Raw genomic sequence first — 22,190 nt, 5'->3', positions numbered from 1 at the left:
TCTTATAGTATATTCCACATCACGTCAAGAAACCCTGTCCCCTGTTCTATAAAGGACGGGTTTCTTGAATTTTACCGTGGTACGTTCGGAAGCAATCGCTTAGAATAGACAACAACTATACTACCTACAGAAAGAAGCGATAAAGCTTGAAGTTTTGTCTGGAATGCGGAAGCCGCTTGGTAATGAAGGAATGCAATGGAGAAGGTGAGGTACCCTACTGTGATTCATGCGCCGTCTTCAGATTCCCTGTGTTCAGCACAGCGATGAGTACAGCCGTACTGAACCGGGGACTCGATAGAATCCTGCTCATCCAGCAGTATAAGCGCAAGGATTACATTCTGCTCGCCGGGTATGTGAATAAGGGAGAGAACGCCGAAGCGGCCCTGATCCGTGAAGTGAAGGAAGAAGCGGGGCTTGAGGTGATTGCTTATGAATATATGCGCAGCCAGTATTTCGCCCCGTCTAATACATTAATGCTCAATTACATTAGTGTGGCTGACACGGAGGACCTGAGTGCCATGAGCGACGAGCTGGACCACGCAGCCTGGTTCACACTGGATGAAGCTGCGGACGCCATATTACCAGGCAGCCTCGCGGAGAGCTTCCTGCTTACAATTATTGATAAGCTGAGACAGGGGAGGGCTCTGGAGGATTTTACAGCGGTTGTCCGGTAATTGGGAATTCTGAAGGCTAAGGCTACCCTTATGCAGAGACGATGTCGCGGATTCTCTCATGTACCTGCTGCGCCTCCAGGAAGGCTGCGGAATATTGAAGATCTGTTTTGCGGGCCGGCAGGCGCGCCGGGAGAAAAGGAATGGATACCACAGGCGTATCTGCGCTGCTAAAATAGATTCTGAGCGTCAGCTCGCGGATCTCTTCGGCAGGACTGCCGCCCTGGACAGGCTCTGTGAATTCATAGCTTGCGGCGGCACCTGCCCGTATTCTCGGTGCACTGGTGGTAATCCGGCTGGTCTTGCTTACCTTGCTGAGAGTAAGAGCATTCTCGACAATCTCTGCTCCAAGGATGGCATCGAACGTATACAGGGTGGCTGTCGCCGGCTCCGGCTTCCCCGGATGCAGCAGCCCGATGGCGAGCGCCTGGCCTTCTTCGTCCAGGGCAATCAGATGGGATTCGTCTGGAGTTATGAACCGCTGGGGGAATTTCAGGCTGAAGGCGGACAGGGCATGGGTAGCCCCGCTATGGCCCGCAGCCCTGGGACGGGAGAGTCTGTACTGAAGAACCGCAGCCAACAGCAGGAGAGACACGCCAAGCACAGCAAACAGATACACCAGGATCATGAGCACTGAACCGCCTCCTCACAAGGTTGTGCGGGCTGCCCTTCCTGCAATCACTTTGGGCACAACCCGCTTCGTAAGCTTTGGCAAGTGAACTATTAATAGATATGCGGGAAGAGATCAGGTATGTATGACTTCAAGCGGGGTACTGGTGGAATTCACAGGTGTTCCTGAAACTGCGTTGATCCAGGCCGCGTACAGACGTCCAAGACCCACAAGCAGCAGCGGCAGAATCAGCAGCAGTACAAATCCGGTTCCGCATAGAATCCACGAGCGTTCATCTGAGGTTGTGCCGGACAGGAAGAAGAAGAACTCCGGGTCCAGCATATTCAGATCATAGGAGAATACCGATGAACTGATTCGCTGGGCCACAGGTGACATAAGAGCACTGAAGGCCACCGCAGGCAGAACCAGTGCTAGTGTGAACCCCAGAATACCTGCGGGCAGCTGGAGGAGACTGTACAGGATTCCCCGGTATGACTCTCTTTCGCGGAGCTGGTGTCCTAATGTCCGCAGCCCCTCCCAGCGGAAGGCGGGAGCATGATCTGCGGCAGCAGGCAGCCCTGTTCCACGTCGGCTGTTGCCGCTGGACCAGGCTTCAACTGTTTTGTGTTCACTGGACATCATGCTGCGGCACCAGGCCAAGGTCAGGGCCAGCAGCGGCAGCCCCACCCATACAATAATCAAGGGCAGGCTTGCACATAGACCTGTAACAGCAATTACGAAGGCGATGATTCCTTTGGGCAGAGAGAGGATCAGCATTTTCCACGCGTGTATACTTTGTCTTATCATTCAGGGCGCTCCATTCCGGATTTCCAATTTTCAACTTCTTCAGTATAGAGGCTTCATCCAGAGAACACACTCTCCAAAAGGCGGGAAAAATCCTGGTCGCAGGTCTAGTACTGACATAGCCAAGAATCTTCCTGCTATTTACAATGTTTATCTTTATACTAAGGGTAGAGCGGTTTATAAGGATTACGACTAAGAAGGGGAGTGCAGCAATTTATGCTGTTAGAGGTTATAGCAACTACAGTAAATGATGCGGTCATAGCGGAGCGTTATGGTGCTGACCGGATTGAACTGGTCACGGGTATCCGGGAGGGCGGATTAACGCCCAGTCTGGGACTGATCGAAGCGGTCCGGGAGAAGGTCAGTATTCCTGTGAGAGTGATGGTCAGGCCGCATGCACGCTCCTTCGTGTATGACGCATCCGATGTGGAGACCATGCTGCGCGATATCCGCCATATAGCCGGGGTAGGCGGGCTGTCTTTGGTTATGGGCATGCTCCGCCAGGACCGGACAATAGATGAAGAACTGCTGAATCGGCTGCTGGAGCGGGCAGGGGGGATGGAGGTTACCTTCCACCGTGCGTTCGACGAGGTGCAGGACCAGCTTGAAGCCCTTGAGGTCTTGAAGCGGTATCCGCAGATTACCGATATCCTGACCTCCGGCGGGACTGCTGCGGCCAATACACCCGGCGGTATGGTAAGGCTCGCCGTATTGGAACGGCTGTCTGCCGATTCTTCGCTCTCCATCCTGGCAGGCAGCGGTCTGAACGCCGCAGATCTGAAGGATTTCGTTACAAGGACCGGAGTCCGCCGGGTACACTTCGGATCGGCGGTCAGGGAGGAGGGCGATCCGCTGAAGCCCATTGACCCGGAGCGGCTTGAAGCCATCCGTGCGCTTCTCAAGCCCTATTAGAGGCCCAGCAGTCTGGGCAGCAACGTCAGCAGCCGCTCCCGGGTCAGCGCATCGCCGGAATTCCATTTGGCTCCATCCAGCATATAGGCATGGCCCTGCTCCACGGCAGGCAGACTGCTCCAGAGCTCCGTCTGGAGCAGCTGCTCCATGGCCTCCCGGGAGTCCTCCCGCTCTGGAATCAGCATGAACACACGGTCCCCTGCGTAGCTGTGCAGCATCGCCGGGTCCACTTCGCGGAACCCCAGATCCTTGTCCAGAATGTCCTTGATCTCCGCTGTCGGCTGCAGGCCGCCAGGGGCATACAAGGCCGTGGACAAGCCGGTCATTCCCATGGCGTATAGATGGTTGCCATGGTCATAGAACAGCGCCGAAGCTGTTTCACCCTTCAAGAGTCCCCCGGCGTACAGATGCTGCCACATGGCTGCGTTCTTGGCATGATAGGCCTGCAGCCAGACCTCAGCTTCGCGCTGCTTCCCGAGCCACTCTCCAAGAATCCGCAGCCGCTGCTCCAGCGGTGCGAAGGAGTCGAAGGTGAGTGTTGGGGCGATGCCGGATACACCCCGGTAGATCTGTTCATCCGGGCTTGCGAGGATAATCAGGTCAGGCCGGATGGACCGGGTCAGCTGCGGGTCCAGCGGAAATCCGACATTAGCTAAACGCTTGATCCGGTGGCTATAGACGCTGCCCCGGGCGAACGCTTCGTCACCGCCGACAGGCTTCACCCCCAGCGCCAGCATATCGCCCAGTGTCTCCCCGTGGTAGACAACACGCTTCGGACGCTCCGGGATGTCCACCGAATGTCCGGTCCAGTCCGTGACCGTAATCCGGCGCTGCTGTGACCGGGCATATTGCCCGGGAGTCATTCCCGTCTTCTGCCGGAAGCGGCGGCTGAAGTAGTATTCGTCGGAGAAGCCTACCCGCAGGGCAATCTCGCGCAGCGGCTCGGCGGCTTCAAGCAGATAAGTCTTCGAGTGCCCAATGCGCACATCGGTCAGATAATCGAGCGGGCGCTGGCCGGTCAGTTTCTGGAAGATCGGAGTGTATTGCCAGGGGGAGACACCAGCCATCTCCGCGAGCTGCTTCACCGTGATACTCTCCCTATAATGCTGCTGCATGAAGTGTATCGTACTCTCCACCGATTGCGCCGGACTTGGCAGCTGGCGGGTGGAGTAGTTCTGTTCAAGCAGCAGGAGCAGCAGCTCTTGGAATTGGAGCTGTTGTCTGACATGCTGGAGCTCATCCCTGCCGTTATGATGCGCAAGCAGCTCTTCCGCCAGCCGGATCACTCTGGTGAAGGGGTGGACAATCAGCTCTTTTTGCCCCGGGAGCAGTTCATCTACGTAGAACGCAGGGGAATCCCCTGTAGTCAAAGCGGCGAAAGTCAACACATAAAAATAAAGCGTCAGCTCCTGGTTATCCAGACTGTATGAGGTTCCGGGAGGCAGCAGACAGCACTTGTCCGCATGCACAGAGAGTGAGGTCTGCTCAGTGATTCCGAGTTCACCGCGCCCGCCCGTAAACAGCAGGAGCGTATGCTGCTCCGCTGTCTGCACACCCGATATAGTGTCAGCGCTCTGCATCACCAGTTCAATGCTTCTGAATTGAAACAGCAGGGAACGGAGAGGGGCGGACGGGAGTGCAGACAGGTGGTCGTGGTCAGGCTCGCGCAAGGCAGGCACTCCTTTCAGGCAGCTTAGAATTGAATTATATTGAGAACGATTATCAATAAACAATATTGTATATAAAATAAAGCAACTTATCAACAGGCGTTGATAAGCTGCTTTTCAGTCTGTCTGCCCCGGAATTATTGCTTGCCCAGCATGGTAGGAATCTCGCCGAGCAGCCACTCTCTGGTGGTAGCATCACTGGAGGTCTTCGTGATGTCCTGCGTGTAGACGTAGCCGTTCTTAACGGCAGGCAGGCTGTTCCACACCGCGCTCTTCGGCAGATTGCCGGTCGATTGCTTGGCTTCGTCTGCTACCGGAGTCAGCAGGAAGATACGATCTCCGGCGTATTCCCGGAGCACTTCCAGTGAGATTTCCTGGAAGCCCATATCGGCATCCAGCACCTTTTGAATAGCCGGGGTAGGCTTGAAGCCTTGCTCTCCGTACAGTACCTGCGAGAGGCCCGTCGTTGCCATTACGAACAGCCGGTCCCCCGGATAATAAGTGAAGACCGAAGCGGTCTCACCGTCCTTCATCCCCGAAGCCTTAAGCTGGGCCCACATCGCATCCTCCTTCGCCTGATACTGGGCCAGCCAAGTCTCCGCTTCCTGCTTCTTGCCTAAAATATCTCCAATATCCAGCATCCGCTCCTTCAGGGGGGCGAAGGTATCGAAGATAATCGTTGGAGCGATTTTGGAGAGAGCGTCGTAATCAGCTTCATCAATACCGGCGTAGATAATCAGATCGGGCTGAAGCTCCAGCGTCTTCTCCAGATTGATCGGGAACCCGACATCTGCAATTCCGGTCAGCTTGTCCTCGAAGACCTGGCCCTCCCCCATGGAGAGCGGATAGCCGATGGCTTGTACACCAAGTGCCAGCAGATCGCCATACGTTTCTCCGGAATAGATAATCCGCTGCGGATTCACTGGAATCTCCGCCGTATGGCCTTTGTAATCCGTGTGTGAACGGGTGGTAGCTGCAGCTTCAGCAGTGGCTTGCGCGTCAGGTGCGGTGGTTGCTGCACTACTCCCCTGATTATTCTTATTGCTGCTGCAGGCGAGCAGTAAAGTGCCCATCAGGAAGAGCATGCCCAGGATAGCGAAGGGTTGTCGAGTCTTGTACATTGTATGTATGCCTCCCAAAGGTATTGTGATTACCAATAATGATAATCATTATCGTTTAGACCATCATAAATTATAGCCAGTTGTTACTCAATGGACAAAACACGAGGCAGGATTTGAATATGTACAATATTTTTTTACCTGTTTTGTTAATAACATATTGATAATATCAATGAGGTCTGCTATGATGTTGTTAATAACAAATTAATAATAACAATTAATTAATAACTGAGTTCACCTTTGCTCAACAGATGACTCAGAATACACCCCCTAGGAGGTAATGATCATGTTTGGATTCCGGTTCGTGAAATTTCAGCCTAGTGATTATGTGCTCAAGGTGAAGAATGGCAAGGTAGTGCGTGAAGGGGTCGGGCTTTCTTTTCATTATTATGCGCCGACAACTTCGGTGGTTGTCGTGCCTGTCTCCTCAATCGATGTTCCATTCATGTTCGAGGAAATTACGGCGGACTATCAGACGGTAACCGTCCAGGGGCAGCTGACCTACCGGATTGTCGATTACCGCAAGACCACCCAGATCCTCAACTACACCTATAATCTCAAAAAGAACACCTATCTCTCCGACGATCCGCACAAGCTGGCCCAGCGGGTGATTAATATCGCCAAGGTCCTGACCAAGAAGCAGCTCGGGCAGCTCCCGCTGAAGGAGGCAATCCAGTCGAGTGAACGTCTTGCCAAGATGATTACCCATGAAATCGGCCAGAGTGCTGAGATTGAGAAGCTGGGTATTGAGCTGATGGGCCTGTCCATTCTGGCGATTGTACCGAATAAGGAGACGCTACGGGCCCTGGAAGCGCAGGCCAGAGAGGAGATGCTCCGTAATGCGGATAACGCGCTATATGAGCGGCGCAATGCTTCGATTGAGCAGGAGCGGCGGGTGAAGGAGAATGAGCTGAATACGGAGATCGCCGTTCAGACGAAGAAGAGACAGATGCGTGAGGCGCTGCTTGATTCTGACCGGTCAGCGAAGCAGAAGCAGAATGAGATGAAGGAAGAGCAGCTGATTTTTGATACGGAGCTGGAGGAGAAGAAGCAGGCGCTGATTGAGCTGGCCATAGCGAATAAGAGAGCCGAAGCGGATGCCAAGGCTTACGAGCTGACGGCGGTAATGAATTCGCTGCAAAATGTATCGCCTAACGTCCTGCAGGCGCTGACGAATGTCGGCATGAACCCGGATAAGCTGATCGCCATCGCCTTCCAGGAGCTGGCGGTGAATGCCGGGAAGATCGGCCAGCTTAACATTACACCGGATCTGCTGCAAGGAATCATGGCCGGCTCGGCAGGAGGTGGAGCCGGAGGAGAAAGAGGAGGTAACGGACGATGAGCAGCCGGGGTTCGGAGAACAAAATCATACTGATCAAGCGCAAGACACGCCTGGAGGAGCTGGTGGTCCGCTACAACACAATCCAGCAGGCCCAGTTCTATATTGAACGGCTGGGAGCCGATTTCAGCGACTACTTAAGCGAGGATTTCCAATACCGCAAGGCGGTGGAGACCGCAGTGACCGAGCTCAGCGCCATCGGCCGGCTCCAGGTGCTGGAGCGGCAGCATGTGCCGAATTTCATCTTCGGGGCTGAGGATACCGTAGTGGTCCTGGGCCAGGACGGTCTGGTTGCCAATACGCTGAAATACCTTCAGGAGCAGCCGCTGATCGGAGTGAATCCTGACCCGCTGCGCTGGGATGGCGTGCTGCTGCCCTTCAGAGTCAAGGAGGTGCGGCAAGTGGTGAGTGAGGTGCTGCGCGCCCAGCGCCAGGTCCGTGAGGTTACCCTTGCCAAGGTGGAGCTGAATGACGGGCAGAGTCTGTACGGGGTGAACGACCTGTTCATCGGCCGCCGGACCCATGTCTCGGCCCGGTATCAGCTGGAGCTGAACGGCCAGCTGGAGCAGCAGTCCTCCAGCGGCATCATTGTCTCGACCGGCCTGGGCTCCACGGGCTGGCTCAAGAGTGTGCTCGCCGGAGCCGCAGGTATCGTCAGCCGTGCCGCACAAATGCAGGATGCAGCTGCTGAACGGACAGCCCGGGTGTCTGCGGAGGTTGCCGCAGTCAGTGCGGGCAGCGGGCTGGCCTGGAATCATCCGGAGCTGTATTTCACTGTGCGGGAGCCTTTTCCAAGCCGGACAACTTCAGCAGAGCTGGTATTCGGGAGAATTAGCAGCAGTCTGCCGCTGCGCATTACGTCGCAGATGCCAGAGGATGGCGTGATCTTCAGCGATGGAGTGGAGAGCGATTATCTGGAGTTCAACTCCGGGGTGGAAGCGACGGTTGGGCTCGCGGAGAAGACCGGCAGGCTGGTAGTCTAGACGAGGCGCGGGCCGTTCATGGCGGGGCGGGTACGCCAAAAGGGTTCTCTCAGCTTCCGCTGCTGCGGTCTGAGAGAACCCTTTTTTAGCATACAAAACAGCTGTTCAAGCGAAGCTGCCTATGCTCCCCGCTCTTCCTACTGGAAGCTTCGTCCCTGGTTCATTGGAGCGTTATAGGAGGAGCCTGCGGACATCGGTGCCTGCATTGGCGTATGCATCGGTTGGTGGTTAATCCCCGCGTTGATCGGGCTATGCAGTGAGTTCACCGGCTGGCTGTTTGAAGTGAAGGATGGGCTGAAGGAGGAGTTATACCCTCCCATTCCTGTATTGTGGCTCTGGCCCATTGGCTGGTTCTGTCCCATAGAATGCATTAGTCCAATCTGGTTCCCGGAATTAAAGCTTGGAATGCTTGTATGGGTATTGAAGCCGGAAGTCTGCGGGAACTGCTCCATCGATCTGACCGACTGCGAGATCTGCTGTAGCTGCTGCATCGCGGTCTGATGGCCCTGCAGCGCCTGCTGGATCATCTGAATGGCCTTGCTGTTATGCTGGCTAAGCTCCTGGAGCTTGGCGGCATCCTGCTGCTCCTGCTGGAGAAGCTGCTGGTAATTCTGCGTTCCCTGCTGGGTCTGTGCCATCAGCTGCTGAACGATTTGCTCGCATTCCCGGATCTGTGCAGATGAGTTGGTATTCAAAATAGTTGACCTCCTTGAGATGGGTGTTATGGTCATGCGGGCTTATTATCTCTGATGGCGCTGGCGAATATTCATGCTTCGGCGTGCAAGGGAGGCGCTTCCGCCCAGAACGGTTACAATATTGCAAACGTTGCGTCACTCCGGGCAGGACGAGTTGATAAGAATAGGTACAGGCTGCTCTGCAACTATTGCGGCAAATGAACGTCTATGTAGAAAAGACAATCCAGGATCATCCATTACCCGGAGGTGGGGCAACTATGAGTCAGCGTGAACAGGTAAGCCGGATTCAAACGTATTTTCCCAAAAGCATCGCACTAATACTGGTATTTGTAATGCTTTTGACCGCATGCTTCACAGGGTCGGCTGCTGCGGCATCGTCTTCCTCAGATCTGATCATTGTGAACAAAAAAACGAACAAACTGGCGTATTACAGCGATGGCAAGCTGGTGAAGATTTTTCCAGTCGCTACCGGCAAAACGAAAAGCCTGACGCCTGAAGGCAGCTTCAAGATGGTGGTCAAAATCAAAAACAGACCCTACTACAAGGATAAGATTCCCGGAGGCGATCCGGCCAATCCGCTGGGGGACCGCTGGCTGGGGCTGGAGGTCAATGACACTTACGGCACCACCTATGCCATTCACGGCAACAACAATGAATCCTCCATCGGTAAATATGTCAGCGCCGGATGCATCCGCATGCACAATGACGATATTCACTGGCTGTATCCGAAGATTAAGAAGAATACCCGGGTCATCATTACAACCTCCGGGCTTGAGATGGCGGGCATTGCCGAGAAGAACGGCTACCGTCTGGGATCTACGATGATTGCGGGAGCTTTTGTCAAGGGCGGGGAGAAGCTGCCGGTGAAGAATTCCTTCCTGCTGGAGGATTCGCGGGTATACATTCCACTGAGTGAATCCGTGAAGCTGCTGGGCGGAAGCCTGATGCAGGAGGCGGGAACCGGAGCGCTCATCATCACAGTAGGCAAGAATACAGCAGTTCACAAACCGCTTAGCACGAAGGCAAAAGTGAACGGGAAAACAGTGGAGATGCTAGCCTCCAAAAGTATAGACGGCCGCCTGTACATTCCGCTGGGCAGCTTAACGCCGCTGTTCGGCCTGCCGTTCACCTGGAATGCTAAAGATGGAGTAGTGAAGCTGTAAAGTAGCAGGGCTCTGCGTAAGGCCAGATTATCCAACCAACATGCCGCCATACACTGCGGCCCCAGAAGCCAGCCGGTCAATTATTGATGGGCTGGCTTCACTGTTTCACCAGGTGGAGTAGGGTGACAGGATACATAGAGAATAGTAATATGAGAGAGATTTGTTATATTCTTGATTTTCCAGGGGAGGGACTGAAGATTAGAGTACGTATTATAGGCGGCTGCGGGAGCGGGAAGACGTATATCGCCCGGAAATTAGCTCAAAGTTACGGAATCCCGTGCTATGAAACGGATAATTTTGTCTGGGATCGCAGGGACAATACCAAGAACTCCCCGGAGGTACGGGATGCCAAGCTCGCGGAAGCTATGGATGCCGAGTCGTGGATCATAGAGGGCGTACATTACCAATGGGGAACCGAAAGCTTCCGGCAAGCCGATCTGATTTTTCTGATTCAGCCTAAGGCTTATGTACAGGATGCCCGGGTCATCCGCAGGTTCATGAAGACTAGGCTAGGGCTGGAGCAAGGGAATTATAAGCAGTCGTTCAAGTATCTCCGGGTGATGCTGCTGGAATGGAACCGCGGCTTCAGGAGGGAGAGTATTCCTGCGATAATGGCATTAACCGAACAGTATCAGGCTAAGCGGATCATCGTGCAGGAGAATCGTGAGATTTTGCAGTATGTGGGCAGGTACGTGCAGGGGAAGAGTGTGCGGGAAACGAGTGATTAATTCGATTATATGGGAGGCCCGAGTCTCATTGCCGTTGCGCTGCTGCTGATTGTGCTGCCGGGGTTATGGACATGGACATGAATGATGAGACTACTTCTGCGTGAGGGGTGAAAGTATGGAGCCGTGGGTCGAGGAAGAACTTAATTTATACGATTTTGTAGGCTTTTGGAAAAGAGTGCTGATTAATATCATTGACTCACTTATTCTTATCCTACCGACCTATTTACTGACCAGGATTTCAGTGCCGGCGGCAGAGTCTGCAGGGTCAGCTTTTCCGCTTTTTATACAGTTTGTACTGCTTATGGCGTTCAATATATTTATGGTCGTCCAATACGGAGGCACGCCGGGCAGGCTGCTTCTGGGGGCAAGAATCGTTGATGAGAATGGAAGATATCCTGTGCTCAAGCAGGCTTTGATCAGGGATAGTTTTATTATTGTTAACAGCTTCCTGGCAGTGGTTGTGAGTCTGAATACCGAGGCGTTATCCGCCATACCAAGCAGTCTGGTGAACTGGAGTCCGCTTGCGGCCGATATAAATGTGTTTTTTGGCTGGGTAGTGATCGTGGATTGCCTGTTCGTCGCATTCACCCAGCGCAAACGGGCGCTGCATGATCTGATGGCCCGAACTTATGTGGTGAACAAAACAGCGCTGGACCGTGATCAGACAGGAAAATTCATAGCATAAGGCAATGTGTATAATACCTGGATCAGGAGGCCTGCACCTGCAACCTTTGTTACAGCCCCTGCGTCATAGGGTACAGTTTAGACACAAGAGGATGTTTCCAACAACGAAGGAGATGGCAGCATGACTACATCAATTAGAACAATCACAGGTATTCTTATCATTGGTGCGATGCTAAGTCTTACAGCCTGTAATTCCGGCAAAACGAATACATCGTCAAGCAATACGGCTGCGGCTACAGCAACTGTGCAGACAGGGGATAATGCTTCATCTGCAGCAGAAGGTGCGCAGGTAAGCGGATCTAGTAAAGATGACGGCGCTGCTGCGGGTGCAGAGCCTGTAACTGCTGACCCTGAAGCCGCTGCCGGAGCCGCATCAGAGTCTACGGTCACTGAAGCCGCAGGGGCTGAAGCAGATACCGTAGCTCCCGCCACCCCGCAGGAACGGAGCAAGCAGCTGAAGGAGCTGCTTGAGCTTGCTAAGCAGGGCAAGGTGCCCGGCGTCGAATATGCTGCACATACCGGACTTATTGATGAGGTGGAAGCCGCGTGGGGAGAGCCGGACCTCAAGGAATCGGCAGGCAAAGGGATCTATTCCACATATTCAGGCAAGCAGGTGGTAATCGGCTTCAATAAGGGCAGCAAGATTTTCGATGTGCGCTCCAGCGCCCCGGACCTGCGTAACCTGACACTGGAGCAGATTGAAGAAGTACTCGGCAAGCCGGATGATACTACTGTGAATGGCGAGCATAACATCTATATTTATCAGGTCAACAAGCAGTATCAGCTCAAATTCATCATCCCGGAATCAACAGGAACGGTAGATCATATCTCCGTGTTTTCGGAGCAGGATTCTATTAATAATATGGCAGGCTAGAATTGGGTCAACAGGTGGCCAGAATAGAGCGACCGTAGTCACATCAATATTGTAATGAGAAAGTCCCCTTACAGCGGCAACTGCAAGGGGATTTTTTGTGAATCGAATACAATAGGCCAGTGAGAGGGTGAGTGGGATATCGTGCAAGCAAGTGCAAGCTGATATAATCGACTTGTGGATTCATTAGCAGAAGAAGAAAAGAGGCACCGCCATGCATCTGGAGTTGAACGGAAATGAATATAAGGTATCCGCCGGAGGATTAACGGTAGAGCTGCTGCCCAAGGAGTTTGCGCTGCTACAGTTTCTGTACCGTAACCGCGGGCGGACCTTCAGCCGGGAGCAGCTGCTGGATAAAGTGTGGCCGATGGAATATCCGGTGGAACGGACCGTTGACGATCATATCTACCGGCTGCGCAAGAAGCTGCGGTTACTGGGCGGGATTGACATTAAGACGATTCGCGGGTTCGGGTACAGTCTGGCAATTCCGGGCGGCCTTGCGGGCGTAGCGGTAAATCCGGCAACGAATGACCCGGAGCTGCGCGACACGATGCGTGAGGTGTTCATGAAGTTCCATGTCTATGGTCAGGGGAACTCCATGCTCACTCTTGCCCGCCAGCAGGACATCCTCGGCTACGAGCTGGACCCGCATTATTCTATGGTTGTTCATTTTGTGCAGGGAGATTTGGATTGGTTGGTCCACACGGACGAGATTCCGCTGAAGGACCGGCTCTTTTACCTCAATCTGTTCTACTTCTTCATTGGTGATCCCAGGGAAAAGGTGGCGTACGCCGAGCGCCTGATTGCGCGGAATCTGCTGAACCCGCCAGAACAAACCGAGCTTGAGATTCTGACGATGCTGGACATGTACACCCTTGCAGGTCAGCCGGAAAAAGCACTGGAACGTCTGAAGCGTTCCTACCAGGTGATCGCCGGACCCGGCTTCGAGAATTTCATCCCGGTCACGGTAATTACAGAGCTGTTCATCCATCTCTCAGCGGGAGCTGGAGATGAAGAGCTGGAACGGATGGATGAAGCCGTCAGCCGGATTTTGCAGGACAAACCCTTTTTGCGGGAGATTGGCAACTACAAGGTAGTGAAGGGACTCTGGAAGCTGCGCCGTGAACAGTGGGCAGAGGGGGAGCGGCTCATCAATGAGGGATTGCAGGTGCTGGATATGTCGGGATTCGTGCCGCTGCGCTTCTATGCACTGTACAAGATTCATCATTTTTGCCGGATGTTCCTGACCGGAAGTACCTTGGACCGAAAGTATAGTAGCCTGTTTGCGGCCGAGCTTGAAGCTTGTGGCCTGGACAGACTAGAACACACTCTGGAGCGCATCCTGCTGCCGCTGCTGGAGACCCCATGATAATTCTCTGACAATTCTCCGTTACTTTAGAATCATAGATGGAGCTTCATCTACGATCTTAGGTAACCTGGAGGAGTGTCAGATGGAACGATCAACCAAGCAGGGAAACAGTCTGCTTCATAACAAAACGTATATGCGGGTGTACAGCGCTTTTGCCACAGCGAGCTTCGGCGACTGGTTCGATGCACTGGCGATTCAGGTGCTGGTCGGTTACCGCTGGCAGGCCGGGCCGCTGATGCTGGCCCTCATTCCGGTAGCGCTGGCGCTGCCGAGTATTCTGCTCGGCTCGATTGCCGGGGTAGCCGCCGACCGGATGAACAAGCTGAAGCTGATGCGTACCTGCGACCTGCTGACAGCGCTCTTGACCCTGCTGGTGCTGTTCGCACCGAGCATGGTCTGGCTGCTGCCGCTGCTGGCCCTGCGCTCCGCGCTGTCCACGCTGAATATGCCGGCCCAGCAGTCATTGACCCGCAGTCTGGTCAGGGAGGATCAGCTGCTGCAAGCCTCATCGCTCAACGGTCTGGTCAACCAGGGCTCCAAGATCGCCGGCCCCTTACTCGGCGGTCTGGCGCTCGCCTTCCTTACGCCGCAGTGGTGCATCCTGCTCAATGCCTTACTGCGCGGCTGTTCTTATCTGCTGCTGCTGTCCGTAAAAAACATCCATACGGAGGAAGAAGACAGCAAACAGCCGGAAGCGCCGGACAACAAAATTTCGCTCCGTACCATGTGGCGGGAAGGCTGGAGCTTCATGCTCCGCAGCCGGCTGCTGCTGAATACGATGCTGTTCGGACTTGCCGGGTCGCTGGTCATTCAGGTCGTCGACTTTCAATTCACCAGCCTGTTCCGGGTGTTCGCACCAGACCGGGAATCACTGCTTGGCTGGATGGTAGCCGCTACCGGAGCGGGAGCTGTGTTAATCATCCTAATCCTGAACAAGCTGAAACTAGCAGCCGGTTATGGCTGGAAGCTGGGTTCTGGGTATGTCCTGATCGGCGGATCAATTGCGGCGCTGGGTCTGCTTCAACCAGGAGCATCTCTGATTTGGGTGCTGCTGATCGGGTTTGTACTGGGGATCGGCAACGGGGTATTCATGATTACTTTCAATTACTGTCTGCAAAAAGAAACCCCGCCGCACATGACCGGCCGCATCTTCGGCATTCAGAACACCGTCCTCAGCACGGTACTCATTGTGGCACCTTTGCTGGGCGGCGTGCTTGTGCAATATGCAGGTCCGGCCCGCATTTTTGTTAACATTGGCTTACTGCAGCTGCTCCTGGGTCTGATGGGTGTGACGTTCAGACGGCAGCTCTGGCCGGTGGCGAGGTCTACAGCGGAAGCCGCTCAGCCAGCGGTAGAGAGTAGCTAAGAAGGTTAACGGATCACTAATTTCTGTATGGACGATTAGGAGGAGCTTATGACAACTTATATCTACATGGTAAGGCACGGAGACTCGCTCCGTACCGGGGTGGATGAATGGACACGCGGCCTTTCGCCCAAGGGGGAGGAGGATGCCCTGCAGGTCACGGAATGCCTGAAGGATGAAGGGATAGATGTGTTGTACAGCAGCCCGTATATCCGGGCGGTCGATACGATTGCGGATTTGGCGGATCAACTGGAGCAGGAAATCATTCTGATCGATGATCTTAGAGAAAAGGTCTGGATGGAGGGCAACCAGCAGCTATCCGACGAAGGCTTATACGATGAACTCCAGAAGATGTACACCGATCCCGATTATGCCCTGTCGGGCGGGGAATCGAACCGGGAGTGCCAGGCACGGGCAGTGAAGGCGCTGCAGAATATTCTGCGGACCCATGAAGGGAAAAGAGTGGCCATCGGAACCCACGGCATGGTGATGTCCTTGATGATGGGCTATTTTGCCCCGGGATACGGTCTGGACTTCTTACTACAGACGACCAAGCCGGATATCTATGTCATGGAGTTCGAAGAAGATGAGGTACTGGTCCGGCGAATGCCTTTTTAAACTAAGGGGTAGAATAGTTATCGCTATTACAATAAAATGGTAAAATGAGGTGAGGAGTACAAGGAGGTTAGTATGAAAAATCCATTATTTCGAAGCTTAATTGTTGGACTAATATTTGCATGTGTTTATTATGCCATTCAGATTATCCGTGGGATGTATCTAACAAAGAACTATGTTCCAGACATTGCAGGTAGGTATACGACGGTGGATTATTTGCAACACAAAATCACATTCGGGTATGAATATAGTCCATTAGGGAGAGTAATTGAATGCTCTGGTTTAATGCTACTTGGAATAATGGTTTACTTTACTTGGAGATTTTTGAGAATAGTTACTACTAAAAAGTGATAGTCAGTACGCTAAAAGGCAACAATAACTCAATAAATCCAAGAGGCAGCCGACCAATGTGACCGGCTGCCTCTTTAAAGACCGGGTTAGAGGCGGACATTCAGGGCTAGTTGTATTATGTACATTTAAAAACAGTCAAAAGGAAGGATTTGCTCTTCTAGCTGTAGTTTGTACAACTAAATTTGTCCGAGTGGGCGAGATCCCGGATAATGAGACATTTTATATGTATGAAATACAACTAAACTTATATTTGGCAGTGAATCAAACGTTTTAGTTGTACGGAATGCACTTAAGTATATAGCTTAGTTTGTACCTTAACAGATTTAGGTCTGATGCTGTACTTAAGTAGAGTGGCTAGCCCTATAGCCCATAGAATCGTTTTGTGTTGGCCGTCAGCAGGGCCTGGGCCTCTGGAACGGAATATCCATGCAGTGCTCCCCAGGCGGCAGCAACGTCATGGACCATAGCCGGATGGGTGGTGCGCCCGGCGAACGGTCCTTCAAACGGCCACGGGCCGTCCGTCTCTGCCATGACCAGCTCCGGCGGATAGCGGCGTGCCAGCTCCTGAATCTCCGGTTCGTAGAGGATGTCGGGAGTGAAGGAAATGTAGTAACCGCGGCTAATCATCCGGTCAACGGTAGCGGCGGGACCCTTGAACCAGTGGAAATGGGCCTGCGTAAGGCCATGCTGCTCCAGCAGATTGCATACGGTCCACGCATCCTCATAGACGGCATGTAGTACTACAGGCTTTCCCAAACGTGCAGCCAGTCCAAGAAGTCTGTCCAGAAGCTGAATATAGGGTGCCATATCCCAAGCTTCGCCACGCTCCACAGCCTCGGCCCGGGAGTAGTAGGGAAGGCCGATTTCACCAATAGCGGCCATATTGTCCGCATGGTCTGTAATCCATTTCAGCAGCGTATTCAGCTCTTCCTCCGCAGGCAGCGGCTGCTCGGGATGGAAGCCGTAAGCCGGCTTCACCAGGCCGGGATATCCGGCTGCGAGCTCCCGGGTACGCTTGCTGGAGGCGAGGTTCATGGAGACCGCGATCAGGGCCTCAATGCGCTGCTCTGGCAGTCCCTCCAGCAGCGAGGACACTATGTGATCCTCATATTGATCTAGATGAATATGGGCATCAATCATGGCTAAGCTCCTTCCCCGGCAACCTTATTTCTCCACAATGGCTTCACTGCGTTCATGCGGCTCAAAGGCAATAGAGCCAAGCTCCATCCCCGACTTACCTGCCTTATATTCCAGCTTCAGGGTACCGACACTCTCGGTCATGCCTACCATTAAGCTGGTATCTGCGAGCAGTTTGTTATTCTCTACTGAGTAGTAGGTCACTGCGCCAATAGCCGCTTTGCTGCCGAAATACTTCAGGCCGTCCTCAGCACGGTCCGGGAGTCTCAGCGTCAGTTTGGAGGGCGCGGATCCTGTAAGCTCAAGCTTCAGCAGGACATCGTCCTTATCCAGCGAAATACTGGAGGATACTACAGCAGCAGCCGCTTTGTCCGCAGCAGGCACCGAAACTTCCTTCCACTGTTCCGGTTTAACCACATGAACCTCCTGCGCGACCAGCGAGGTTCCGGTACCGAGTGTAAATACTACTATCGCCTCCGGTTTGCCGTCCGAATCTACATCGGCATAGAAGAGCTGAGGCGGATGCGAGTAGTCTCTGGATACGGTCCAGTTGAAGTGCTGCTTTTTCCCGTTCACTTCAAGAATGAATCCCTTGTAGGTATTGCCGTCCTTGAGCGCAGCGTACAGCTTCACCTTGGGATTATTCTCTGCAATGGCTAGTGGGGCTGCAGGTACTCTGACGGTTGTGCTAAGACTGCCCGGGGTAATGTTAACCCGGCTTCCTCCCGGATTCAGCTCTGTAACAGCTCCCGTAAGGGAGTCCAAAGTAGCTGCCGCGATGTATACACGGCCTGCCTTCAGCAGCACAGGGGCGTCCAGATCATCTTGATATCCTCCATCCGTTTGCGTATAGGTTACTTGCATGGAAGCGCTGCCGGGCGTAAGAATCGTCTTGTCCCAGCTTGTGGACAGAGTAAGCTGCTTGAGGGTGTTGTTCCATTGCAGCTGCATCGGATAGAACTCCAGCAGCGTGCGGGCCGGAACATACAAGATGCCGCCGGAATGGAAGGGCGCAGCATAGGGCAGGACGGCTTGTCCATCTACAATAAGAGATAGCGGTGCAGGAGCAGAAAGGGCTGTATCTATAGGTGATGCCGCAGCAGCGCCAGCGAGGAGCAGGGCAAGGGCAGTAGCAGCGAGAATTTTTTTCATAAGATAACCTCCGGAGTCTGGAAATTCCAATCTCTTGTATTATAAATGAAAAACTCCGCCTGCGGGTCACGTTCTGTTAACAAAGATAAGACAAGCCTGTTACAGCCCTAGCTTATACTGCCCATACTGCATTGTGCTTGGACAAATGCAATTTGCCATATCCTAATAGAAGACTTGCAGAAACCTCAAGCCTCCAGCGCCTGAAGGGCAAGTAACACAAGGGCTCTGACAGAGTCTTCGCTCAGCTCTCCCCCGGTCAGCAGCAGACGGTAGAAGATGGGGCCATAGACGAGATCAGTACAACTCCCGATATCGAGTCCCTGCTTCAGTTCCCCCTGGGCAATCCCCCGTTCAAACAGCTTCCGGGCTTCCTCGCGGCGCGGGCCGAAATATCTGCTCCGGTACGCCTCCGCCAGCCCGGCATCGGATTGCCCTTCACCGATCAGCTCGGTGATGACTTTACCTTCCCGGCTGGTGAGAAACTGCGCGAGCGTCCCCGCATGAATCAGAATGTCCTCCTTGGCGGAACCGGTATCCGGGATCGGCAGTCTGGCGTTAGCAGCGTACAGATATCCGTCCATCACCACCGCCGCTTTATTCGGCCACCATTTATAGATCGTTGCCTTACTGACCTGGGCCTGCTCCGCAATCTTCTCCACGGTAACTGCGCCGAAGCCGGTCTCCAGCAATAATTCATATGAAGCGTTCAGAATAGCGTTCTTGGCCTCGGTATTGCGCGGGCGGCCTCTTTTTTTCTCCATGGTGATTCCTCCTGACTGTGCTGATTCAACTATATTTGGAGTATAGCATAAAATTGCCTATTTACAATACTGAACGTTTAGTATATTATTTGCTCATAACTAATTAGTGTACTTAGCGTTCAGTATTTAAAAACTGGAAGGTGGCGCTTCAAATGAAAGCTGGAATTCCTGCGCAACAACAATCAGTATCCCCTGTTACTCAAAAGGCTGTTCCCGGCTGGATCACATTTCTGCTCGCCGTATCCTGCGGACTGATCGTGGCGAATCTCTATTATACCCAGACGCTGGTTGGGCCCATCGGGCAGGCCATTCATCTGTCCGCTGGAGCGACAGGGCTAATCGTTACCCTTACGCAGATCGGTTACGTAGCCGGACTGCTGTTCATTGTCCCGCTCAGTGATATTATCGAGAACCGCCGGCTGACTGTGATGTCTCTGATTCTGGTTGTGGCCGCCCTGGCGCTATCCGTCCTGGCACCGAATGCACCTCTGTTCCTGGCTGCCTCCTTGCTGATCGGGCTGGGCTCGGTAGCAGCGCAGGTCCTGGTGCCGTATGCCTCCTATCTGGCCACAGAGGAAGATCGAGGCCGCGTCGTCGGCAATGTGATGAGCGGCCTCTTGCTGGGCATTATGTTCGCCCGCCCGGTTGCCAGCTTCATGGCCGGACTCTGGGGCTGGCAGTCCATCTTCATCGTCTCGGCTGTCGTAACTGCGCTGCTGACGCTGCTGCTAGCCCGTGTCCTGCCCGCCCGGAAGCCCGCTCCCGGCTTGAGATACGGACAATTGCTCCGCTCTCTGGGCACATTGCTCATGCATACGCCGGTGCTGCGGCGCCGCGCCTTATACCAGGCCAGCCTGTTCGGTGCCTTCAGTCTGTTCTGGACGACAGTTCCCTTGTATCTGTCCAGCGAGTATCACCTGTCCCAGCAAGGAATCGCCCTGTTTGCCCTGGCTGGTGTGGGCGGAGCCGTAGCCGCGCCGATTGCGGGCAGATTGGCTGACAAAGGCTGGACCCGGTTATTGACCGGTTTAGGCATTTCACTGGCCGTTCTCTCCTTTATCCTGGCCTATCTGCTGCGGGATACCTCCAATCTTACACTAGGCCTGCTGGTGCTGACGGCCATTCTGCTCGATATGAGCGTGTCCGGTAATCTGGTGCTGGGGCAGCGGGCGATCTATTCACTGGGCAATGAGACCCGGGGGCGGCTGAACGGCTTGTTCATGGCGATTTTCTTCATTGGAGGCGCCGTGGGATCATCACTCGGGGGCTGGGCGTATGCTTACGGCGGCTGGAGTCTGACCACCCTGATCGGGCTGGCACTGCCAGTGCTGGCGCTGATCTACTTTTTGACCGAGAAGAAGGAGCACGCTTAAGAAAAGCAGACATGGCGTTCAGCAATAATCCGCATAGCCAGTAATTCCTAAAAAAACTACAGTAGGCAGGGGAGCTTAGAGCCTCTGTCTTTTTTTCGAAATATAAGAATGTATAGGTTTCACGCTATACATTATCCTTCTATTTCTCGCCGAAACGGTACCGTCCTATAAAAGGACGGCAAAGCCGTTTCCACTTGCCTGCATATGTAATGGATTTGATAGATAGAGCGTATTAGCTCATGTAAATTACTTGGCCAAGTAAATTCAGCCTGGAAGGGAGGGCTTAAGGAATGCAAGAGCGCGCATTGCTGCCTTTGATACATGACAGGGTTTCATCCCATATAGAGACAGAGCTGGAGTTTTCAGCCGTTTTCGAAGTCTATTATAAACGGATATTCAACTATATCGCCTACCGGGTGAGCTGCCGTTACACCGCTGAGGATCTGGCCAGCCAGGTGTTCGAGAAGACGCTATCCAAGCTGCCCGCCTACTCCCCGGAGAAAGCGCCGCTGGAAGTATGGCTGTTCGCCATTGCCCGCAACGTAGTGAATGATTATTACCGGAGCCGCGCGCGGCAGCGCTTCTTCTCCCTGGACAGTATCCGGGAGCTGGTGTCGGGCAAAAAAGAGCCGGAGACGCTCATCCTCGGCAGAGAGCGCAGCGATAGGCTACAGGATGCGCTGGACACGCTCAGCCCGAAGGAACGTAACCTCATCGCTCTGAAATTCGGGGCGGATCTGAAGAATACGGAGATTGCCCGGATTACCGGAATCTCGGAGAGCAATGTCGGAGTCATTCTCTATCGCAGCATGCGAAAACTGAAATCTGAAATAGGGAGTGTGGAAGAGCTATGAATAACAAGAAGAGCGCTGCACAGGCAGATGAGCTTGAGCTTCAGGAGCTGGGGGACTATCTGGCCCGCCAGGACTTCTCACGGGAATCCGATCCGGCGGAGGTTCTCCGCCAGGTGAGGAGCCGCTCCATTCAGAAACAACAGGAGGATGATAGAATGAAGAACAAACAACGAATCAGACGTCCGGTGATGATTGCAGCTTCTCTGCTGGTGGCAGCCGTGGTGAGCGTGTCTTTCGTCAGACCCTCGTTCGCACAGGAAATGCTGGAGCGTGTGCTGAATTCAGTCCATCTGGGACATATTGAGGTCGCTCAGATGGACGGGAGTCACCCTAAGGAGTTCCCGGATGCCTGGAAGGGCAAGATATTTGACCAGGAGGGGAATCCCGTCACCTCGTTTAACCCCATGCCGGAAGCCATCTTCAATGCTGCCGGGGAGGCCATCGTCAATTTCGACGGGGATAAGCTGATTACCCTGAGCGAGCAGGAGCAGCTTGACAAGGAAGCTTCAGAGCAGAAGTTTACCGTCAAGGAGGCAGTTAAGCTGGATCAATACGCTCTCTTCAAGGTGAAGCTGCCGGAATACCTGCCAGAGGGCTTTGCCTTTGACCACGGGGAGTTCTATAAGGACGAGGCGGGTGTAAGCGGGCAGATTGTTGAATTGTTCTTCGCTAGCAAAGATAAGGATAAGCGAATCTGGATGCAGCTGCGCTTGGCCAATGAGGAGAATGCCTTTTCAATGGCAACTGACGACAAGGTGGAGCAGGTGAAGCTTAAGGGGACGGATGCGGTTCTGGTCAGTGACAGAAGCCTGGACTGGGAAGCGAACGGCGTGATGTACGGCCTCAGCACCCGCGGCCTTGACCGGGCTGAGGTTCTGAAGATCGCAGAGTCGATTAACTGGTAAGCCGCTGAGGAGCGGATAAGAGAACAGGTACGAGGCATGGGATGAATCAGAGCACCAGACTGCAA

Annotated in this window: 23 protein-coding genes; 15 read left to right on the top strand and 8 right to left on the bottom strand. The window is 53.7% G+C overall.

What is annotated here, in order from left to right; all coding sequences use genetic code 11:
- Positions 1 to 182 precede the first annotated feature (182 nt).
- On the top strand, positions 183 to 674 hold the full coding sequence (locus MHH78_RS30820; RefSeq protein ID WP_063830883.1) for an NAD(+) diphosphatase: 492 nt from the start codon (positions 183 to 185) through the stop codon (positions 672 to 674).
- 28 nt (positions 675 to 702) lie between these two features.
- Here MHH78_RS30820 and MHH78_RS30815 read toward each other — a convergent pair whose 3' ends face one another.
- Positions 703 to 1,305, bottom strand: coding sequence for a hypothetical protein (locus MHH78_RS30815; protein WP_076079548.1), 603 nt, complete (start codon positions 1,303 to 1,305; stop codon positions 703 to 705).
- A 111-nt stretch (positions 1,306 to 1,416) separates the two neighbouring features.
- Positions 1,417 to 2,088, bottom strand: coding sequence for a sensor domain-containing protein (locus MHH78_RS30810; RefSeq protein ID WP_341169927.1), 672 nt, complete (start codon positions 2,086 to 2,088; stop codon positions 1,417 to 1,419).
- Between the two features lie 213 nt (positions 2,089 to 2,301).
- On the opposite strand from MHH78_RS30810, the gene MHH78_RS30805 reads away from it, so the two are divergent.
- Complete coding sequence (locus MHH78_RS30805) at positions 2,302 to 2,997, top strand: copper homeostasis protein CutC (protein ID WP_341169926.1); 696 nt, start codon at positions 2,302 to 2,304, stop codon at positions 2,995 to 2,997.
- Here MHH78_RS30805 and MHH78_RS30800 read toward each other — a convergent pair.
- Together MHH78_RS30800 and MHH78_RS30795 are read right to left on the bottom strand one after the other, a co-directional pair.
- Positions 2,994 to 4,667 carry a helix-turn-helix domain-containing protein gene (locus MHH78_RS30800; RefSeq protein ID WP_341169925.1) on the bottom strand — a complete coding sequence of 558 codons (1,674 nt, stop codon included), beginning with the start codon at positions 4,665 to 4,667 and terminating at the stop codon, positions 2,994 to 2,996. The two genes, MHH78_RS30805 and MHH78_RS30800, sit on opposite strands and share 4 nt — an antisense overlap.
- Before the next feature lie 134 nt (positions 4,668 to 4,801).
- Positions 4,802 to 5,785 carry an ABC transporter substrate-binding protein gene (locus MHH78_RS30795; RefSeq protein ID WP_341169924.1) on the bottom strand — a complete coding sequence of 328 codons (984 nt, stop codon included), beginning with the start codon at positions 5,783 to 5,785 and terminating at the stop codon, positions 4,802 to 4,804.
- Positions 5,786 to 6,068: 283 nt separating this feature from the next.
- Here MHH78_RS30795 and MHH78_RS30790 point away from each other — a divergent pair, with 283 nt between their 5' ends.
- Entirely contained in the window at positions 6,069 to 7,124 is a 1,056-nt protein-coding gene (locus MHH78_RS30790; RefSeq protein ID WP_341169923.1) for an SPFH domain-containing protein, read from the top strand.
- Positions 7,121 to 8,104: a sugar kinase gene (locus MHH78_RS30785; protein WP_341169922.1), complete on the top strand. Its 984-nt coding sequence runs from the start codon at positions 7,121 to 7,123 to the stop codon at positions 8,102 to 8,104. Before MHH78_RS30790 ends, MHH78_RS30785 begins: the two co-directional genes overlap by 4 nt.
- Before the next feature lie 137 nt (positions 8,105 to 8,241).
- Here the strand turns inward: MHH78_RS30785 and MHH78_RS30780 are convergent, their stop codons facing one another.
- Positions 8,242 to 8,799 carry a hypothetical protein gene (locus tag MHH78_RS30780; RefSeq protein ID WP_341169921.1) on the bottom strand — a complete coding sequence of 186 codons (558 nt, stop codon included), beginning with the start codon at positions 8,797 to 8,799 and terminating at the stop codon, positions 8,242 to 8,244.
- 257 nt (positions 8,800 to 9,056) lie between these two features.
- Between MHH78_RS30780 and MHH78_RS30775 the strand changes: the two genes are divergently transcribed.
- The 8 genes from MHH78_RS30775 (at position 9,057) to MHH78_RS30740 (ending at position 15,943) form a co-directional block, all read left to right on the top strand.
- Entirely contained in the window at positions 9,057 to 9,962 is a 906-nt protein-coding gene (locus MHH78_RS30775) for a L,D-transpeptidase family protein (RefSeq protein WP_341169920.1), read from the top strand.
- A gap of 122 nt (positions 9,963 to 10,084) precedes the next feature.
- On the top strand, positions 10,085 to 10,690 hold the full coding sequence (locus tag MHH78_RS30770) for a cytidylate kinase family protein (protein WP_341169919.1): 606 nt from the start codon (positions 10,085 to 10,087) through the stop codon (positions 10,688 to 10,690).
- A gap of 115 nt (positions 10,691 to 10,805) precedes the next feature.
- Positions 10,806 to 11,375 carry an RDD family protein gene (locus tag MHH78_RS30765; RefSeq protein ID WP_341169918.1) on the top strand — a complete coding sequence of 190 codons (570 nt, stop codon included), beginning with the start codon at positions 10,806 to 10,808 and terminating at the stop codon, positions 11,373 to 11,375.
- Positions 11,376 to 11,495: 120 nt separating this feature from the next.
- Positions 11,496 to 12,248, top strand: coding sequence for a YjgB family protein (locus MHH78_RS30760; RefSeq protein ID WP_341169917.1), 753 nt, complete (start codon positions 11,496 to 11,498; stop codon positions 12,246 to 12,248).
- A 211-nt stretch (positions 12,249 to 12,459) separates the two neighbouring features.
- Positions 12,460 to 13,614: a winged helix-turn-helix domain-containing protein gene (locus MHH78_RS30755; protein ID WP_341169916.1), complete on the top strand. Its 1,155-nt coding sequence runs from the start codon at positions 12,460 to 12,462 to the stop codon at positions 13,612 to 13,614.
- 82 nt (positions 13,615 to 13,696) lie between these two features.
- Positions 13,697 to 14,980: an MFS transporter gene (locus MHH78_RS30750; RefSeq protein WP_341169915.1), complete on the top strand. Its 1,284-nt coding sequence runs from the start codon at positions 13,697 to 13,699 to the stop codon at positions 14,978 to 14,980.
- A gap of 48 nt (positions 14,981 to 15,028) precedes the next feature.
- Positions 15,029 to 15,595, top strand: coding sequence for a histidine phosphatase family protein (locus MHH78_RS30745; RefSeq protein WP_341169914.1), 567 nt, complete (start codon positions 15,029 to 15,031; stop codon positions 15,593 to 15,595).
- A gap of 72 nt (positions 15,596 to 15,667) precedes the next feature.
- Entirely contained in the window at positions 15,668 to 15,943 is a 276-nt protein-coding gene (locus tag MHH78_RS30740) for a hypothetical protein (RefSeq protein ID WP_340943619.1), read from the top strand.
- 360 nt (positions 15,944 to 16,303) lie between these two features.
- On the opposite strand, the gene MHH78_RS30735 is transcribed toward MHH78_RS30740, so the two are convergent.
- From MHH78_RS30735 to MHH78_RS30725, 3 genes are all read right to left on the bottom strand, one after another.
- Positions 16,304 to 17,083 carry a TatD family hydrolase gene (locus tag MHH78_RS30735; protein WP_341169913.1) on the bottom strand — a complete coding sequence of 260 codons (780 nt, stop codon included), beginning with the start codon at positions 17,081 to 17,083 and terminating at the stop codon, positions 16,304 to 16,306.
- Between the two features lie 24 nt (positions 17,084 to 17,107).
- Positions 17,108 to 18,232: a stalk domain-containing protein gene (locus tag MHH78_RS30730; protein ID WP_341169912.1), complete on the bottom strand. Its 1,125-nt coding sequence runs from the start codon at positions 18,230 to 18,232 to the stop codon at positions 17,108 to 17,110.
- Positions 18,233 to 18,417: 185 nt separating this feature from the next.
- Positions 18,418 to 18,993, bottom strand: a complete 576-nt coding sequence (locus MHH78_RS30725) for a TetR/AcrR family transcriptional regulator (protein ID WP_341169911.1) — start codon at positions 18,991 to 18,993, stop codon at positions 18,418 to 18,420.
- Between the two features lie 152 nt (positions 18,994 to 19,145).
- On the opposite strand from MHH78_RS30725, the gene MHH78_RS30720 reads away from it, so the two are divergent.
- The 3 genes from MHH78_RS30720 to MHH78_RS30710 all read left to right on the top strand — a co-directional run bounded on the left by MHH78_RS30720 (position 19,146) and on the right by MHH78_RS30710 (position 22,125).
- Positions 19,146 to 20,366, top strand: a complete 1,221-nt coding sequence (locus tag MHH78_RS30720) for an MFS transporter (protein ID WP_341169910.1) — start codon at positions 19,146 to 19,148, stop codon at positions 20,364 to 20,366.
- Positions 20,367 to 20,656: 290 nt separating this feature from the next.
- On the top strand, positions 20,657 to 21,220 hold the full coding sequence (locus MHH78_RS30715) for a sigma-70 family RNA polymerase sigma factor (RefSeq protein ID WP_076079569.1): 564 nt from the start codon (positions 20,657 to 20,659) through the stop codon (positions 21,218 to 21,220).
- Positions 21,217 to 22,125 carry a DUF4367 domain-containing protein gene (locus tag MHH78_RS30710; RefSeq protein ID WP_341169909.1) on the top strand — a complete coding sequence of 303 codons (909 nt, stop codon included), beginning with the start codon at positions 21,217 to 21,219 and terminating at the stop codon, positions 22,123 to 22,125. The genes MHH78_RS30715 and MHH78_RS30710 overlap by 4 nt, the downstream gene beginning before the upstream one ends.
- The last annotated feature ends 65 nt before the right edge of the window (positions 22,126 to 22,190 follow it).

Source organism: Paenibacillus sp. FSL H3-0333 (assembly GCF_038002805.1).
Taxonomy (GTDB): Bacteria; Bacillota; Bacilli; order Paenibacillales; family Paenibacillaceae; genus Paenibacillus_AQ; species Paenibacillus_AQ silagei.
This window is presented reverse-complemented; position numbering and strand designations above follow the sequence as displayed.

Coding starts and splice junctions, on each gene's coding strand:
- MHH78_RS30760 (WP_341169917.1), top strand. CDS start 11,496: ATGACTACATCAATTAGAACAATCACAGGTATTCTTATCATTGGTGCG.
- MHH78_RS30775 (WP_341169920.1), top strand. CDS start 9,057: ATGAGTCAGCGTGAACAGGTAAGCCGGATTCAAACGTATTTTCCCAAA.
- MHH78_RS30785 (WP_341169922.1), top strand. CDS start 7,121: ATGAGCAGCCGGGGTTCGGAGAACAAAATCATACTGATCAAGCGCAAG.
- MHH78_RS30715 (WP_076079569.1), top strand. CDS start 20,657: ATGCAAGAGCGCGCATTGCTGCCTTTGATACATGACAGGGTTTCATCC.
- MHH78_RS30820 (WP_063830883.1), top strand. CDS start 183: ATGAAGGAATGCAATGGAGAAGGTGAGGTACCCTACTGTGATTCATGC.
- MHH78_RS30795 (WP_341169924.1), bottom strand. CDS start 5,785: ATGTACAAGACTCGACAACCCTTCGCTATCCTGGGCATGCTCTTCCTG.
- MHH78_RS30765 (WP_341169918.1), top strand. CDS start 10,806: ATGGAGCCGTGGGTCGAGGAAGAACTTAATTTATACGATTTTGTAGGC.
- MHH78_RS30755 (WP_341169916.1), top strand. CDS start 12,460: ATGCATCTGGAGTTGAACGGAAATGAATATAAGGTATCCGCCGGAGGA.
- MHH78_RS30730 (WP_341169912.1), bottom strand. CDS start 18,232: ATGAAAAAAATTCTCGCTGCTACTGCCCTTGCCCTGCTCCTCGCTGGC.
- MHH78_RS30720 (WP_341169910.1), top strand. CDS start 19,146: ATGAAAGCTGGAATTCCTGCGCAACAACAATCAGTATCCCCTGTTACT.
- MHH78_RS30740 (WP_340943619.1), top strand. CDS start 15,668: ATGAAAAATCCATTATTTCGAAGCTTAATTGTTGGACTAATATTTGCA.
- MHH78_RS30790 (WP_341169923.1), top strand. CDS start 6,069: ATGTTTGGATTCCGGTTCGTGAAATTTCAGCCTAGTGATTATGTGCTC.
- MHH78_RS30805 (WP_341169926.1), top strand. CDS start 2,302: ATGCTGTTAGAGGTTATAGCAACTACAGTAAATGATGCGGTCATAGCG.
- MHH78_RS30750 (WP_341169915.1), top strand. CDS start 13,697: ATGGAACGATCAACCAAGCAGGGAAACAGTCTGCTTCATAACAAAACG.
- MHH78_RS30710 (WP_341169909.1), top strand. CDS start 21,217: ATGAATAACAAGAAGAGCGCTGCACAGGCAGATGAGCTTGAGCTTCAG.
- MHH78_RS30735 (WP_341169913.1), bottom strand. CDS start 17,083: ATGATTGATGCCCATATTCATCTAGATCAATATGAGGATCACATAGTG.
- MHH78_RS30810 (WP_341169927.1), bottom strand. CDS start 2,088: ATGATAAGACAAAGTATACACGCGTGGAAAATGCTGATCCTCTCTCTG.
- MHH78_RS30725 (WP_341169911.1), bottom strand. CDS start 18,993: ATGGAGAAAAAAAGAGGCCGCCCGCGCAATACCGAGGCCAAGAACGCT.
- MHH78_RS30745 (WP_341169914.1), top strand. CDS start 15,029: ATGACAACTTATATCTACATGGTAAGGCACGGAGACTCGCTCCGTACC.